Origin of the sequence: Microscilla marina ATCC 23134 (assembly GCF_000169175.1) — a bacterium.
Lineage (GTDB): Bacteria > Bacteroidota > Bacteroidia > Cytophagales > Microscillaceae > Microscilla > Microscilla marina.
Genome location: NZ_AAWS01000011.1, coordinates 22463 through 39135 on the forward strand (window position 1 = coordinate 22463; position 16673 = coordinate 39135).

Annotated in this window: 11 protein-coding genes; 7 read left to right on the plus strand and 4 right to left on the minus strand. The window is 40.0% G+C overall.

What is annotated here, in order from left to right; genetic code table 11:
- The first annotated feature begins 139 nt into the window (after positions 1–139).
- Positions 140–898 (plus strand): MbnP family protein, encoded by a 759-nt coding sequence (locus tag M23134_RS37950; RefSeq protein WP_002696238.1) that lies wholly within the window; start codon positions 140–142, stop codon positions 896–898.
- Positions 899–945: 47 nt separating this feature from the next.
- On the opposite strand, the gene M23134_RS11695 is transcribed toward M23134_RS37950, so the two are convergent.
- The gene (locus tag M23134_RS11695) at positions 946–3447 is read right to left on the minus strand and encodes a bifunctional UDP-N-acetylmuramoyl-tripeptide:D-alanyl-D-alanine ligase/alanine racemase (protein WP_002696240.1); all 2502 of its coding nucleotides are present in this window, start codon (positions 3445–3447) and stop codon (positions 946–948) included.
- Between the two features lie 216 nt (positions 3448–3663).
- Complete coding sequence (locus M23134_RS37955; RefSeq protein WP_082226555.1) at positions 3664–4941, minus strand: Kelch repeat-containing protein; 1278 nt, start codon at positions 4939–4941, stop codon at positions 3664–3666.
- 1028 nt (positions 4942–5969) lie between these two features.
- On the opposite strand from M23134_RS37955, the gene M23134_RS11705 reads away from it, so the two are divergent.
- Positions 5970–6416 carry a CYTH domain-containing protein gene (locus M23134_RS11705; protein ID WP_002696243.1) on the plus strand — a complete coding sequence of 149 codons (447 nt, stop codon included), beginning with the start codon at positions 5970–5972 and terminating at the stop codon, positions 6414–6416.
- Between the two features lie 163 nt (positions 6417–6579).
- Here M23134_RS11705 and M23134_RS11710 read toward each other — a convergent pair whose 3' ends face one another.
- Both M23134_RS11710 and M23134_RS11715 read right to left on the minus strand, forming a co-directional pair.
- Positions 6580–7740, minus strand: a complete 1161-nt coding sequence (locus M23134_RS11710) for an iron-containing alcohol dehydrogenase (RefSeq protein ID WP_002696244.1) — start codon at positions 7738–7740, stop codon at positions 6580–6582.
- A gap of 230 nt (positions 7741–7970) precedes the next feature.
- Positions 7971–9275, minus strand: coding sequence for a hypothetical protein (locus M23134_RS11715; RefSeq protein ID WP_002696245.1), 1305 nt, complete (start codon positions 9273–9275; stop codon positions 7971–7973).
- A gap of 181 nt (positions 9276–9456) precedes the next feature.
- Here M23134_RS11715 and M23134_RS11720 point away from each other — a divergent pair, with 181 nt between their 5' ends.
- From M23134_RS11720 to M23134_RS11740, 5 genes are all read left to right on the plus strand, one after another.
- Positions 9457–9828: a helix-turn-helix domain-containing protein gene (locus M23134_RS11720; protein ID WP_002696247.1), complete on the plus strand. Its 372-nt coding sequence runs from the start codon at positions 9457–9459 to the stop codon at positions 9826–9828.
- 30 nt (positions 9829–9858) lie between these two features.
- Complete coding sequence (locus M23134_RS37960) at positions 9859–10281, plus strand: leucine-rich repeat domain-containing protein (protein ID WP_002696250.1); 423 nt, start codon at positions 9859–9861, stop codon at positions 10279–10281.
- A 159-nt stretch (positions 10282–10440) separates the two neighbouring features.
- Positions 10441–10737 (plus strand): leucine-rich repeat domain-containing protein, encoded by a 297-nt coding sequence (locus tag M23134_RS11730; protein ID WP_045113435.1) that lies wholly within the window; start codon positions 10441–10443, stop codon positions 10735–10737.
- Between the two features lie 49 nt (positions 10738–10786).
- Positions 10787–12436, plus strand: a complete 1650-nt coding sequence (locus M23134_RS11735) for an IS1634 family transposase (protein WP_002695583.1) — start codon at positions 10787–10789, stop codon at positions 12434–12436.
- 644 nt (positions 12437–13080) lie between these two features.
- A complete protein-coding gene (locus tag M23134_RS11740) occupies positions 13081–16671 on the plus strand; it encodes a SpoIIE family protein phosphatase (protein ID WP_002696253.1) in 3591 nt (1196 codons plus the stop codon).
- The last annotated feature ends 2 nt before the right edge of the window (positions 16672–16673 follow it).

Sequence of the window (16673 nt, forward strand, 5' to 3'; positions counted from 1 at the left end):
CTAAAATAGTGTTTAATTATAAATAACTCATCCTGGGTGCATTTTAAACTTTCCTACAACGTATAATGTTATAGGGGCAAAGATCAAGCGCAGAGTCTGATATATACCCTGGTTTTTTGAATATAATTATTTAATTAATATGCGTCACCACATTCAATTATTTACGCTGATTTGTTTCAGTTTGATTACAACAAGTTGTATTAAACAAGACACGTCAGCACCTAAAACAACACTTAACTTGAGGTTTACCAATGAGTTTGCCGGGCAGCCTTTACAATTAAACAAAACCTATACTACACTATTAAACGATGAGGTGGAGTTTACTACTTTCAATTATTATATAAGTAATATTCAGCTTAAAAAAGCCGATGGTTCTGTTTGGGTACAACCAGAGAGTTATCATTTATTGAAAGTAACAGATGCCAACGCTGGAGTAGTGCCCATTAGTCTTACAGATGTTCCTCAGGGGCAGTATGCTGAACTGATTTTTTCGGTAGGAGTAGACGCTGTACGCAATAGTAGTGGGGCGCAAGAGGGGGCTTTAGACCCTATCAATGGAATGTTTTGGACTTGGAAAACTGGTTATATGTTTTTGAGAAGCGAGGGATTTTATATACAAAACGAGCAAAAACAAGGGGCTTTTGTCTACCACACCGGAGACAACACTGCTTATCAAACGGTTACTTTGGCGCTTAACAATGTAACCCTAAACACTACCAATAGTGAGTGGAAACTAAAGGCTGATGCTCAACAGCTTTTTGGTGGATTTACCGGGGCAGCCATTGACCTTGCAATGCCCGCAGGAGGCAATTCGGTCACTATTAAAGGAGGAGCAAAAGGTGCTTTGATTGCTAACAATTATAAGCAAATGTTTAGCCTTGGAGATTTTCAAAAATAATAATAGGGGAGGGTAGTCTACACTTGTATAGGTTACCCTTTTCAACCTTATTCAAGGTAAAAGACCCGCTTTACCCGTTGACTAATGTTGGTCAGTATTTCATAGGGAATAGTGTCAATGCTTTGGGCTAAATCAAGGATAGAAAGCTCTTCATTAAAAATAATTACCTCATCACCTTCAGTGGCTTCTACTCCTGTAACATCTATCATACACATATCCATACACACATTACCAATGACTGGTACTTTTGCCCCGTTGACCATTACTTTGCCTACCCCATTGCTAAATGCCCTACTAAAACCATCGGCATAACCAATGGCAACAGTGGCAGTTTTGGTAGTATGGCTTGCCACCCCTTTGCGGCTATAGCCTACCGTTTCGCCGGGTTGTAAATATTTAATCTGTGAAATAGTTGTAGTCAACCGGCTGATAGACTGAAGTTGACTTTGCGCAATTTGGTTGGCTTCTATTCCGTATAGTCCAATACCCAGCCGTACCATGTCAAAACTTGCTTCCGGAAAACGCACAATACCGGGTGAGTTAAGAATATGTTTGATGACCTCATAACCCAAGGCTGTTTCTATTTGCTTGGTAGCTGCCTCAAAGAGCGTAATTTGCTGTTGAGAGTAAGCGTTGTGAGTAGCCTCATCAGAGCCTGCCAAATGGCTAAATACCGATGCAATGCTGAGGTAATCCAAGGGGGCTTTTTGTTGTGTGTCGGGTTGTTGTAATACCTGAAGCAAACGGGGTACTTCTTCGACAACAAAGCCCAATCGGTGCATTCCAGTGTCTATTTTTAGGTGTACTTTGGCAGTGGTTTGTTGCTCTTTCAAGAAGTGAATAAATTCGTCTAAAACCTTAAAACTATACATCTCAGGCTCCAGATCATACTGTAGCAGCTTGTCAAAAGTATCTTCGCTGGGGTTCATGACCATAATGGGCAAATCGATGCCACTTTCACGTAAAAATACCCCTTCATCGGCGTAAGCCACCCCCAGGTAATCTACCCGGTGAAACTGTAGCAAATGAGCAATTTCGGCGCTACCGCTTCCATAGGCAAACGCCTTTACCATGACCATCATTTTGGTGTGAGAGGGCAACTGTTCGCGGTAAAAGTTTAAATTGTGTACCAAGGCTCCTAAGTTAATTTCAAGCACAGTGCCGTGTACTTTTTGCTGAAGCTGATGTACGAGGTGTTCAAACCTAAAGCGACGGGCTCCCTTCACCAATATGACAGCATTGGCAAGCCTTGCAAGTTCTACCTGGCTCTCTAACAAGTCTTTAGTTTGGTCAAAAAATACCACATCCAATACATTGAAACTCGCCTGGTGTTTCTTTATCTCTTCGCCTACCGCTATTACTCGGTCTATAGCTTTGCTTTGCAGCAATTGGGCAATGGCTTGGTATAGTTTTTCGGGGGGCAAACCCGACTGCAACATATCTGACAACACCACTATTTTTTGCAGGTTTACATCTTGTGTGCTCATAAAGTCGAGCGCGATTTTTAGCCCTGCCAAGTCGTTGTTATAACTGTCATCTATCAGGTAAGTATTGCGCATGCCGCGTTTGAGTTCCAGGCGCATAGACACAGGACGCAACCGGGCAATACGACGTTGTATTTTGTCGAACGACAAACCCAACAAACACATAGTGGCAACACAGTGCAAGATGTTCTCTACAGAGGCTTCGTCTATAAAAGGAGCTTGAATGAAATGGTTTTCACCTTGGTATTGTACTTTTAGTTGGGTTTGTTGCTGAGTCAGGTGTGTTTGCTTGTCCAGCAACCGTAGTTGGGCTTGTTCGTTTTTGCCCCACGTAAAGGGTTGTCCACTAAAAGAGGTCTTTGTGACAATATCGTGGTATGTTTGTAAATGTTCTGCACAGCAAACTACAGCTTTGCAATGTTCAAAAAGCTTCCACTTTTCAGCAAATTTTTGGGTGCGATTGTCAAAACCCTCATCATGAGCAGTACCCAGGTTAGTAAATATGCCTATGCTGGGTTGAATGACCTTTTGTAGGGCTGTCATTTCGTTTTTGGCAGAAATGCCCGCCTCAAAAATACCCATTGTATGGCGTTTGTTCATTTGCCACACCGACAAAGGAACACCTGTTTGTGAGTTGTAGCTTTTGGGGCTTTTTACTACCTTAAAATCTTCTGCCAGTAGTTTGGCAAGCCATTCTTTCACCATTGTTTTACCATTGCTCCCGGTTACCCCAATGACTGGTATTTGATATTGGTTACGGTGAGCTGCGGCTACTTGCTGTAGGGCATTTACTGCACTTGTTACCTTTAGTATGTTAGCGTTGGGTAATTTAACATGGGCAGGCAAATTTTCTTCTATTACAAAGTTACGCACGCCCCTGGCGTATAGCTCTGCCACAAACTCATGCCCATTGTGGTGTTCGCCATTGATGGCAAAATACAAAGCTTGCGAGGGGTTGTAAAGCTTGCGACTGTCGAGCAATAAATGATATACAGCTTGATCTGACTGGGTTTGCTGAACAAGTGTTGCCTGAATGATGGGGACTATTTGCTTAATAACTAACATGCGTTAAGGGTTTATTTGCTGACTTTTGTGTGGGCAAAGTTAGTAAGGTTTTGCTTTTATGAAAGCGCTGTGTTGAGTACAGGGTGGGGGAGTAAGTGCAACAGAATAAACGGAACAGTAAGTGTTGTTGCTAAAAAAACCTTCCAAAACCGTCAGTTGTTTTGGAAGGTGCATGGTATCAAGCCCAGGAAGGGGAACTTGATTGATAAGGAGAACTTAATTTATGATCACTTGCTTTACTGTGTTGCCCCTATCAGTAGTGATTTTGACAAAATACAAACCCTTAGGCTGGAGGCTTAGGTCTACTAAAAAAGTTTGGGTTTTTTCGTGGTTATTTTCCAACGTCTCTACCACTTCACCTTTTACGTTAAATATTGCCACACTTAGGTACTTTGTCGGAGCAGGAAGTACCACATTTATTTTGTCGTGGCTAGGGTTAGGGTATAGCTGTACATTTGGAGCTGTTGCCAACGCTTTTTTACTTTGTATATAGGCAGAGGTTCTCCCACCTTTGTTCTTGCAGGGAATGTATGCCCAAAAATTATTTCTAAAATAATTGATGGCAATACCAAGTCCTACATAGGCAGTGGTACCAATTACAAAACTTCGCGGGCTTATTCTGGCAGTACCAGCATAATCGGCCACTTGTGTCCAGGTATCTTTAGAGGGCGAATATTCCCACATTTTTCGCGATCCAGTATTATTTTCAGGATTTACCCCTCCACAAACATATCCTTTGTCATTTACGGCAAAAGCAGCGGCTTTTTTTGCTGGATTTTCCCCGAATTTATTCTTTTGCTCCCAACTATTATCCTTAGGGTCATACGCCCATACATCTTTTAAAGCTGTACCACTAGTATCAGCTTCTCCCAAAGCTATAAAGCCTTTACCATTAAGGGCAAACGACACCGCTTCTGAGCGTGCTTTGCCAGGTAGATCCGCTACTTTTGTCCAAGTGTCTTCGTCCTGATCATACCTCCATAAGTCATTGAAAGTGTTGGTTTTATCAAACGTGTCTCCTGTACCTATATAAGCTGTGTTGCCTATAGTAAAGCTTCGGGCGTTGTTTCTGCCTTGCCCCGGAAAGTTATTCTTTCTTGTCCAGGCGTCTGTGGCTGGGTCATACTCCCAAATATCTTGTAAATAAGTATAAAACCGACTGCCCAAACCAATGTATCCTTTGCCATTTACAGAGAAAGCCACACCTTGAGAGCGGGCATACCCCGGAAATCCGGTTTTTTGTGCCCAGGTATTTGTCTCAGGGGTGTATTCAAGTAAATAAGGAAGCCCCACCAATATTTGGCATACATACGCCTTATTGCCAATGCTAAAGGTAAGCGACTGGTTGTCTCGTGAGTTGCGCGACATATTGGCAATGCCTGTCCATGAGTCGCATTGCTGGGTTTGCGCGTAACTGCTTGTACTAGCAAGGTTTATTGCAAGAGCTACTAGTATATAAAGGATGAAGTATTTTGTGAAAGCTGATTTTTTCATCACGAATAATTTAGATTATTGAATTTAAGTAAATCACACTTTAGCCCTCTATTTCTAAAATGTGTAAGTGTTGTTTGTCTGGTGTTTTTGCCAAAGCAGTCTGTACCAGAAGATAAAATGAATTATTAACTAATTTGATATAATAAAAAGCCTCCCAAAATTTATACTTGAGAGGCTTTGAGCTGCAAATATATGGTGGTTTGCTTAATTTATTACTATTCTTGTGGCAATACTATTTTTTTAGTGCGCCTTTTAACTGAAGCACAAAAAAAATCGGTCAAAACTAAAAGTCTTGACCGATTCAACCTTGTAAACCAACCTTTTAATCTACACAACCAATGTGTAATCTTAAAACTATCTTATCTATGAGTGAAAAATTATCGTTTTAATACTTATTTTTTAGACAGCTTATCTCTGCGTAACTTGTTCATATAAAAATCCCTCAATATTTTTTATGATATGCAGAAAATTATGCTCATTGTTTAAGTGGAAAAAATACCAATATTGATTGGTGTTTTTTTCTATAATATTCAGTTTTTCAATTTGATCCTTTGTTGTTCTTATTTCCTTTATTGTTATTACAAAGGTAGGCTAAAAGCTAGGTAATCACAACCTTACGTGTAGGTGTTTATGTAAGGTTCACCCCCTGAAAAACGATATTTTTGAACATGTGTATAGAATGTGTGTTCTTGAAATATTACAATAAAGGATTGCTGGGTATTTTTTTTGATCATATTTTAAAGGTTATATACTGCTTGTATGCACTTTAAATAAGGTTTTATCCATTGGTTGGTAATAAAAGTGGTCAATTTTTATCCTCAATTATTGAGAATATCTCACATAAAAAGAAAAAGTAAATTTTGAAAGCATACTACCAAAAAATGGTGCACGAATGGGTCACTCATAACATCTGATAGTTTTGAAGAGCGATCGGGCATGCTACAATCCCGTGGTTTAGGGCTGTACTTGCAGCTTGGGTTTGTTTTGAGTAATTTCAAGGTGTTGTTAAACACCCTTAAAACAAAAAGATGGAAATAGAAAGAAAATTTTTAGTGAATGAACTTCCGCAGAACCTTGACAGTTACCCCAAAACCCGCATTAAACAATGGTACATTACCATCAAACCAGCTGTCAGGCTTCGTGAGCGTGATGGAGTGTATACCTTTACGGTAAAATCAAAAGGACACTTGGTGCGGCAAGAGTTTGAAATGGAGCTTACCCAAGAAGAGTTTGCCAACTTATTTACTAAGGTGTCTACCCATGCTATAGACAAAATCCGCTATGAAATAAGCCTGGACAATGGGTTAACTGCCGAGTTAGATGTGTTTTTGGGCAAACACAAGGAGTTAAATTTAGTAGAAGTAGAGTTTGAAACAGAAGAAGCTGCTCATGCGTTTACTCCACCTGCGTGGTTTGGCGAAGATGTGACTCAAGAGGCTAAGTATAAAAATAATAACCTGGCATTGCCCCTATAACAGGCATGGGCAACTTGTTTTTAACGAGTAAGAGTTCTTTAATCAAAATCAGGGGCAGCCTGTTGTCCGAAAGCAAAGTTCAGAGAAGTAGGCTACCCCTGATTTACAGGGCAGACAAGAAAGCAAACAAAAATATGGATAGTTGCCTTACGTTTTATTTAACTTAGTAAGCCATTTCCACAATTTCGGCAGCTACTTCAGGCGTAATGTCGCGGTGTTCGCCTAGTTTTACCATGCCGTGGGCTTTCAAATTCTCGGCTACTGTATCACCAAAACCTTGATAATTGTCAGTGTAGTCGCTTAGTTTGGTTTTAATGCCCAGAGAGTGGAAAAACTCCTCGGTTTTTTGAATGGCTACTTTAGCTTTTTCTTCCACAGTTCCGGTTTGTATATTAAAAACCCGTTCGGCATACTGGGCAAGCTTTTCTTTCTTTTGATCAAACTTTTTGGTGTAAGCACTGGGTAAAATAATCGCCAGCGTACGGGCGTGGTCAATGCCATAGTGAGCAGTAAGTTCGTGAGCGATCATGTGCACGCTCCAGTCAGTAGGCACTCCTTTCTGAATGTAACTATTGAGCGCCATTGTACAAGACCACATAAAGTTAGATGCTGCCACGTAGTCGTTAGGATCGGTCAAAACCTTGGGTGCTACTTCAATCAGGGTTTGCAAAATACCCTCAGAAATACGGTCTTGCAAAAACGCGTTTGCCGGGTAAGTCATATATTGCTCCATTACGTGGGTATAGGCATCTGCCACTCCATTGGCAAGTTGGCGTTGAGGCAAAGATCGAATAACGGTAGGGTCACAAATAGAGAATTGTGGAAACAAGCCAGGTCCACCCATTGTCAGCTTTTCTTGGGTTTCTTTGCGGCTCACTACTGCGCCACTGTTCATTTCGCTGCCTGTGGCAGGCAAGGTAAGTACTGTACCAAAGGGCAAACCCTCGTAAGTACGAATACGGTTGGCGAGTATGTCCCAGGGAGTATCGCCTTCATATAATACTGCTGATGATAAAAACTTGGTGCCATCTATGACCGATCCACCGCCTACAGCAAGCAAGAAGCCTATATTTTCGTTTTTAATAATTTCCAATGCTTTGAGCAAAGTTTGGTATTGTGGGTTAGCCTCAATGCCGCTAAACTCTACTACCTTGTGACTGCTCAGTGCCTCGGTTACTTGGTCATAAACACCATTTTTTTTAATGCTTCCGCCACCATACAGCATTAGTACCTTCTTGCCTTTGGGTACAAGGTCGGTTAGTTTCTTTATCTCGCCTTCGCCAAAAACCAGCTTTGTGGGTACATATAATTCAAAATTGTTCATATTGTTATTTTATCAAACGTTTTGTTTGGGGTTGATTACTGCTTCTGTTTAGGTAACAAAGTTAAACAGACGATTGTTGATAAAAATTGATCTATGGTAAGAAAACGTAATGAACAGTACACCTATCTTAAGCGAAGTTTTGCTTGTTGCCAGATTTATAAAATAAAGTTCATAAAAAAACCATCCTCTGTACAGTGTCAAAGGATGGTTTGTGGAGACGATAAGCTTCCTTATTTAGTCTCTACCACCTTTGCAATAATAGTTTTGAGGGTTTTGAGAATACGGTAAATGTCAAAAATTTCCTGTTTGGTGGCATCATACGCTAGGCTTACACAATAGGTGTTTTTGTGCAACACCACAAAAAACCATTGTCGCCCCACAACATACGCCCCATATATTGGAAAATCATCATGGTTGAGTTGTTGGGCGGTATACATAGCTGCCACCACTTGCCCCAGTGGGTCGTTGTCGCAACCCTTTTCCTTCTTATATTCGTGAAAGCAAAAATAAGGGCGTTCGGGCTCTTCTATGCCTTGTGCCACCATTACGTCTACCTTGCCTGATAGCTCTACATTGCCTACCCGTAAAGATAAACTTCTATTGGCAAACTCTTGAAAATGAGGGGTGTCAAAGTTAACCAAGCCTACCAAAGGGGCAATAAACTTTTTAATCAATTCTTGTTCGTTCCAGTTGTCTACTCGTTTGGTCAATTTTTTTTGCAAGCGCAACAATACCTGTTCTTCATCACTGTTTGTTGGCAGCGATTGGTTTAGCCACTCTTTGAGTAGTTGGTTGCTTTGAGTTCTTTTTAGTTGAAAGTTACGGCGTAGTTGAGCCGTGGTGCAATCGCGAAAGTTAAGCATTTTTACAGGAGTTGGGTTAGAGTGAAAGATAGAAGCATTGGCTTGTTGCAAATCAAGTAATATTTGCTTAAGCTCTTTAATGATCATATAAATTTGAGTAAGACTGTTTTTGTTGGCAAGGTATACTTGGCTCAATGCGTATTGATTGCCTTGTAACACCCCAAAATACCACCAGTGATTGTCCACCACCAATGCGCCATATATGGGCAACACATTTTTGTTCATGTGGTGGGCAGCCAACAAACTCGCCAAAAATTGCCCTTCAGGGGTAAACTCGTGGTGGTCGTTGCGTTCGTACACTCCCAAACAAAAATAAGGGTTTCCCAGTTGTTGGGTGCCTCCTCCTATTACCAAGTCGGTGGTATCATAAAAAACATGATGATCGGCAACATTCGCAAAGAGGTTTTCTTGGTGAAAGAGCCTAAAATGAGGAGTGTGCATGTCTGCCAGATGAAATAAAGGAGCAATAAAGCTAAACAGGGCATCTGACTTGGTCCAATTTTCGCCAAATGTATTGAGCCTTTTTTGCAATACTTGAAGCGTCTCGTTTTCAAGGGGAGACAGTTCGCTGTAGGTATCCAGCCAATCGTCGAGCAATACAGTAGGGCGGTACTCTAGCTGAAATACCTCCTGTAGTTTTGCCTCTGACCATTCATTAAAAAAACTATACATAAATAATTGGTTAATATGGTTTGAAAATATTATATTAGTTGTGAATTTTTACAAAATGTGTTCAACGAAAGGATTTCACTCCTTCTTAGAGATGTTTTAGTAAGTATTACCTTCTCTTTTTGTTAGTTAACACAAATTATGTAAATAATATTTACAAACACAAACTATCTCAACATTTTATATGAAAGATAACTATGGTATTGGCGACCGAATATTCGCCATTAGACGAAAATTAAAGTTAAGTCAACAAGATGTGGCAGATAAAGTAGGAGTTTCCCGTCCGTCGCTTTCGCAAATGGAAACAGGTACAATTGCTGTATCTTTGCATGCCATCATGAAGTTTGTAAGCTTGTTTAATACTACTTATGAGTGGTTATTGACGGGTAAAGGTGATATGTTTGCTTCAGAAGAGGAGCGCCTGGAGTACCTGGATCCTAAGATTTTGCAAGAGAAGATAAGCTATCTTGAAGAGCTACTTAAGACTAAAGAAGCACTAATTTTTGCCAAAGATGCACAGATTAAGTTATTGGAAGAAAAGCTGGAGAGAAAGTAAATATTTTTAACATTTGTGAAGTGCAAAGCCATGACAGATCAGGCGAAGCAAAAACTTCAAGTGGCTTTTGAGCAAGAGTTGCCATCACTTGACTTAAGTAATTGTGCTCTAACCAGTATGCCTGTAATGCTTAGTGAGATGCCTTGGCTTACTAAATTAAACCTAAGCAAAAACCCTTTTACCAACCTTGATTTAACTCCATTCAGTTGCTTACCTAATATGGAGGTTTTATACCTCGAAAGCCTACAGTTGAATAGTTTCCCTGAGACTTTACAATTATTAACTAAACTTAAAAACCTCCATCTTGCCAATAACAACATTGTCAAGCTTGACGAAATGATTGATAAGTTGCCTAACCTGACCAAACTTAGGAATGGTGTAAAAATAAATTTCTATAGTTTAATAAAATATTTTGTTGCTAGACGCGGCACGGCAATATCCAGTGGATATTGAGCGAGCTTGAGGGATGGTCGGCTAATAGCAGCGCTATTCGGCTATTTTTTAACAAAGTATAGCCTCAAAAGATGAGGTTAAGAATGTAAATTTATTTTGGTACCATTCCTTAGTCTAAGAAACAACCAAATAGATATCATATCTAGTAATATAGCTTACTTGCACAAGCTCCAATACCTTGATCTGGGGGGAATCAAAGGCAATGCGCTTACTCAAATGCCTGATGCCCTCTTCGAACTGACCGCGTTGGTTACTTTAGATTTAAGTGCCAATTATATTCATCAAGTGCCCCAACAAATACAACAGCTGCAGCAATTGCAAAGGTTGGTTTTACGTCGTAATAGGCTAACCCAATTGCCCAATGCTATCACAACATTACAAAAAATTCAGGTACTTGATGTATCCGACTTTCCGCACGTATGTTCGGGAAAACAAATAATTGATGTAATCACTTGATTGCAAAAGCATTATTTTTTTATGTCGACCAAAAGTTTTACTTTTTGGTATGCAATCATTTCCCATAAGTAAAAACCTTGACCACTTAGGGTTGGTAAGTGGCATGTGTGATCGTTTAAACTTGAGCTCTAAAATAGATGAGCTTTTACCTAACACCAATGGGCTTCATCAAGTAAGCACAGGTACTTGCGTCAAAGCCTTGATTTTAAATGGTTTAGGTTTTGCCGAGCGTCGCTTATACCTGAGTCCTCATTTTTTTTCTGATAAGCCTGTTGCTCACTTATTAGGAGAAAATCTAAGCGCAGAAATGTTCAATGATGATCGTCTTGGTCGTTGCTTGGATGATTTGTATGCCTTTGGTGTAAGTGAGTTATTCAGCCATTTGGCTGCACAGAGTTATGAAATACTGGGTTTGTCAGAAGAAGTAGACTCAGAGTTTCGCCACTTGGATGCGACCAGTTTTGGGTTGGAAGGGCAATATAATAGTGAACTTAACGAAGCAGAGGTTTCTTGCCTTCACATCACCCAAGGTTACAGCCGGGATCACCGCCCTGACCTAAATCAGGTAATGCTTAACTTGGTAGTAGAAAACTCCTCAGGCATACCTTTGCTTATGGAAGGTTTGCATGGCAATACAAGTGACCAAACAAGCTTTGGTCAAACCATTGATGATTATGTAGAACGTTTGCAGAATAATGGTCAGCCTATATGTTGGGTGGCAGATAGTGCCTTATACACTGAGGAAACCATCGGTAAAATCTCAGGTCGGCATTATTGGATCACCCGTGTTCCTTCCAAGCTTACTGCTGTTCAAGAATTACTCCTACAGGTACAGCCAGAGCATATGCAATTCTTCACAGAAGAAAAATTGAAAAACTACCGCTACCAGAAAGTATGCAACAGCTATGGAGGTGTAAGACAAGAATGGATGGTTGTCTTTTCTGAGGCAGGTTATAAGCGAGATGTTCATAGTTTGAAAAAACGTTACCTAAAAAAAAGCAGTGAAGAGCACCAAGACTTTATCAAGCTTTGCAAAAAGGTTTTTAGCTGTAAACAGGATGCAGAAAAAGCCTGGGAACAATTTTCAAAAAAGTGCCAGTACTTGTCAATAGAAGACCTGAATTTTCAACAAGTCAAGGGGTTTAAAAAACCAGGTAAACCTCCCAAAGGAGCTCAAAAACAGACCATAGGGTATCGTATTACAGGGTGTCCACTAACCAAACTCACACACTATGAACAACTAAGACAAAAACAGGGCAAGTTTGTGATTGCTTCCAATGATACAGCACAAAGGTGGGGGAATGGACATAAACTACTGGCTTACAAAGGACAATCTAATGTCGAGAAAGGTTTTAGGTTTTTGAAAGATAAAGCTTTCCTTGCTGATAGCTTCTTTGTAAAAAAGCCAGAGAGACTTGAAGCTATACTCATGATTATGGCATTGTCGCTGATGGTGTATGCAGCTTTGGAGAGAGAATTAAGAAAAAACCTGCAGCAGGAAAAGGAGTTTGTCCTGGATCAAACTAAAAAAGAAACTCAAAAACCCACAATGAAATGGATTTTCGAGTTTTTTAGAGGCATTCACTGCTTGTGGGTTAATCAAGAACAACCTATGCTCATTCTTAATATGAATGAGATGCATACAAAGGTCATTAGGTTACTGGGGCAAGAAGTTAGGAAATACTATCTCCTTGAATAAACGCCTCATAAACAGTGGTTTAATAAATTACTCGGTTTTAGCTACACAGGTGCGGAAAGTCGGATGTATCATGCACCCCACCCTGAAGAGACTACCTGATGCCATTAGGGAGATGCGAGCTTTGCATACATTGTATGTAGACAACAGGTTGCTTCAAAACCCCTTTAATCCTTCTCAATAGCTTTACAGTTTTGGGCACTGATTTTTTTAGCTATTTTGGTGTCCACTGTTTTTTTTCTAATTTCGGAAAAGGTTTATGCAATACTATCACGAAAAATAGCAAAACTAACTTACTGGAAGGCTGGTTTTTATGCTGTACATCACACTTACCAGTTGCCCAACTTACACCTGGGTTTTGTTCACAAATACTTGCTTATTTTTAGGTATTGGTTAAGTTGGTATTATTTTTTCATAATTTGGAGCTACCAGCCAAAGTAAACTGATCATTATTAGGTAAAAGGTAAATTAAAATAAGGCTTCACTACTCAAGAGAACGAAGTTGTTGGTTTTGTTGCTTGCTTATAAGTTGTGACCGATTACACACTACACAAGCACCACATACAGGCATAGAGCAGGCAAGGCAGCAATTGGTGCCTGCTTGACAAGCTCTGAGAGTACTGAATGTATAGAAGGGGGATTATTGCATGAGAAGCTATCTTATATATATATTTATTTGTTTATGTGGCACCCACCTGTCTGTGGTAGGGCAAAACAATGCCATAAGGAATACATCCGAGTTTTTGATCAAAAACAAAGGCATTCCTTTCATTAAAAATTTTACTCCAAAAGATTATAAGGCATCTAACCAAAACTGGGCAATCACTCAAGATAATAGAGGGGTGATGTATTTTGGTAACAACAATGGAATACTAGAGTTTGATGGGAGCAATTGGCGTTTGATAGAGCTACCCAATAAATCGGTAGTAAGGGCACTGACCAAAGACGATCAAGGGCGAATTTATGTAGGTGCCTTAAGCGAAATTGGTTATCTGGCGCCCGACTCACTGGGCAAAATGGAGTATAAGTCATTGTTACCTTTACTGCCCAAAAATGAAAGAAATTTTAACGATATGTGGAATATATATTTGGGTTCTGACGCCATTTATATGATTAGTTTCACAGGAGTTTATATTTTTCCAAAAGACCTGAAAAACGCCAAAGGCAAAGTAAAAGTCATTCGCCCTAGTAAAGGCAAACAATTCCATCGGGCATACCTGGTCAATGATCAGTTTTATGCCAGAGAGTGGGATAAGGGTTTATTGAAGCTCAAGGGGGATAAACTGGAACTGGTACCGGACGGCGAAAAATTTACCAAAGAACGCATCTACAGCCTACTGCCTTTTGCCGATAATAAAATACTGGTGGCTACCCGAACTGAAGGCTTTTATATATACGATGGGCAAACTTTTACCCCTTGGCGAACCGACCTTACTCCCTTTTTTAACAAAGCCGAGATATACAATGCTTCTTTTTTGCACAACAAATATTATGTTTTTACTACCCTTAACTCTGGAGTAGTAGTGTTGGATACTGCTGGCAATCCTGTACAACTGGTAGACCAACCCAAGGGACTTATCAGCAATTCGGTGTATTATGCTTACCTTGACTACAACCAAAACTTATGGCTAGGTTGCGAAAATGCCATCTCTATGTTACAAATTGGCTTGCCAATCTCTGTGTTTGACCAAAGAATGGGAGTAGAAGGAGGAACTAATGACATACACTTTTATAATGATCGTTTGTATGTGGCCACCAATCAGGGGTTATATTTCAAAAACTGGGATGGAAAAAGTGATATTTTACAACCTGCCTCTAACCGCTTTCAATTGATGACAAACTCTTCGGGGCAAACCTGGAGCTTTTTTGAGCTGGATGGTAAGCTTCGGGCAGGTCATTTTGATGGGGTATTGGGTATACACAACCAACGCATACGAAAGGTATACCAAGGTCAAAATCACGCAATGAGTTTTGTACGTATGCCTGATGAAAAAATGTTGGTAGCAGGGGCTGAGGGCCTGGAAATGTACAACATAAAAAACCGTGAACAGTGGACAAAAATCAAGACCTACCCCCAGTATCCCAATACATTTGATCAATACCACTACCTACAGCAAGACCAAAGCGGTACGTTTTGGTCTTCGCACGAAAACGCAGGCATTTTCAGTTTCCGGTTGGGCAAAAATGATAGCCTGAATAAGCTGACTAAGTACAATGCCAAAAAGTACGGATTGCCCTCTAACCTCAACAACCGTATTTTTAAAATAGCTGGTAGAGTAGTGTTTGCCACTGAAAAGGGGATTTATTCGTTTAATAAAGCAAAAAATAAATTTGTAAAAGATACTTTAGACCGCTATGTGCCCAATGGTGAAAGGGTGTTTTTTCTTGCCGAAGACCATCAAGGCAATGTGTGGTGCCAGATAGGTGATAAAATAGCTGTTCTGAAAAAGTCAGGTGAAAAGTATGTACCTAATTACAACCATTTTGCCCCATTAAAAGGTGCCAATGTGTACTGTATTTCGACGCTCAAAAGTGGGGAGGTATTGATGGGAACTTCAGAGGGGATTATCCACTATAGTGGCGATCTTGACCGAAACTATAATGTTAGTTTTTCTACTTTTTTACAAAAGGTAGAGCTGGAAAATTCGGAAGGGCGTGACTCTTTGATTTTTGCAGGTATATTTAGCTCCAAGCAAGGGCAAACATTTGACAAACAACCCAAAAATTTGGTCAAGGTTTTTCCCTTCAAATTTAACAATTTCCGGTTTGCATTCAGTACACCTTACTATACCCAATCAGAAACTATTCAATACAGCTATTACCTGGAGAATTTTGACCAAAAGTGGTCGACTTGGGTAAACCACAAAGAAAAAGAATACACCAATTTGCCCGAAGGAACGTACACTTTTCATTTAAAAGCCCGCAATGTATATGGCATAGAGAGTCCCGCAATGTCTTATAGTTTTATAATTACACCCCCTTGGTATCGCACAGTATGGGCTTATATAGGCTTTTGCCTGATGGCACTGTTGTTATTGTGGGGAGTGATTTGGCTCAATACGCGTCGTTTGCGGCAACAAAAAGATTTTTTAGAGCTTAAGGTAGAAGAAAGAACAACCGAAATAAGCAACAAAAATAAAATTCTGGAGGAGCAAAAAGAAGAGATTATTTCTAAAAACGAAGCCCTGGAATATCAAAAAGAAGAAATTACGGCAAAAAATGTAGAGCTCGAAACCCAAAAAGAAGAAATGATGGCTCAAGCAGAAGTGCTTAAGTCGGTTAATCGTGAACTTACCCAACAAAAAGATGAGATTGAACGTCAAAGAGATGAGATTGAATTGCAACGTGATAGCATACAACATCAAAAAAATGAAATTGAGTTGCAAAAAAACGAAATTGAGGAGAAAAAAGACGAAATAGAAAAGCAGCACAGCGTACTCGAAAAAACCAATCAGATTATTCATCGAAAAAACCAGGACATTACTGCCAGTATTAGGTATGCTCAAACAATTCAACAGGCAATACTGCCTTTTGAGGAGCGAATTAAACAATTGTTGGGAAATCATTTTGTGATTTATCGCCCTAAGGATATTGTATCAGGTGATTTTTATTGGCTCGACAACTTAGATGATAAAGTATTGGTAGCTGCGGTAGACTGTACCGGACACGGAGTGCCAGGGGCATTTATGAGTATGATTGGCTATACCTTGCTCAACGAAATAGTAAGCGATCGACGCATAGTACAACCTGCGCAGGTGCTGGAAGAACTACACGCGCTTACCCGCTTGGCTTTGCGACAAGAATCACAGGCAAACTCTGATGGAATGGATTTATGCTTGTGTATGCTAGAGCCATTGGATGAGCAACAGGTTCAGGTAACTTTTGCTGGTGCCAAACGTCCATTATACTATACCCCAAAAAATAGCCACCAGATAATAGAAATAAAAGGAAACAGGCACTCTATTGGTGGAGGTAAATACTCTGATGCCCCCAAGTTTACTCAGCAAGCATTTGCTGTAGAAAAAGGCTCAGTACTTTATTTAACTACCGATGGGCTCATAGATCAAAACAATCAAGAAAGAAAGAAATTTGGTACAGCTCGTTTCCAACAACTTCTGAAAGAGTGTGCCTCGCTTCCGTTAAATGTTCAGGAAGAAAAACTTATCAATGCCCTTGACCAACACCAGACAGGTACAGAACAACGAGATGATATTACAGTACTTGCAATAGAGGTGTAACT

Coding starts and splice junctions, on each gene's coding strand:
- M23134_RS37960 (WP_002696250.1), top strand. CDS start 9,859: ATGACAGATCAGGCGAAGCAAAAACTTCAAGTGGCTTTTGAGCAAGAG.
- M23134_RS37950 (WP_002696238.1), top strand. CDS start 140: ATGCGTCACCACATTCAATTATTTACGCTGATTTGTTTCAGTTTGATT.
- M23134_RS11710 (WP_002696244.1), bottom strand. CDS start 7,740: ATGAACAATTTTGAATTATATGTACCCACAAAGCTGGTTTTTGGCGAA.
- M23134_RS37955 (WP_082226555.1), bottom strand. CDS start 4,941: ATGAAAAAATCAGCTTTCACAAAATACTTCATCCTTTATATACTAGTA.
- M23134_RS11715 (WP_002696245.1), bottom strand. CDS start 9,275: ATGTATAGTTTTTTTAATGAATGGTCAGAGGCAAAACTACAGGAGGTA.
- M23134_RS11740 (WP_002696253.1), top strand. CDS start 13,081: ATGAGAAGCTATCTTATATATATATTTATTTGTTTATGTGGCACCCAC.
- M23134_RS11695 (WP_002696240.1), bottom strand. CDS start 3,447: ATGTTAGTTATTAAGCAAATAGTCCCCATCATTCAGGCAACACTTGTT.
- M23134_RS11705 (WP_002696243.1), top strand. CDS start 5,970: ATGGAAATAGAAAGAAAATTTTTAGTGAATGAACTTCCGCAGAACCTT.
- M23134_RS11735 (WP_002695583.1), top strand. CDS start 10,787: ATGCAATCATTTCCCATAAGTAAAAACCTTGACCACTTAGGGTTGGTA.
- M23134_RS11720 (WP_002696247.1), top strand. CDS start 9,457: ATGAAAGATAACTATGGTATTGGCGACCGAATATTCGCCATTAGACGA.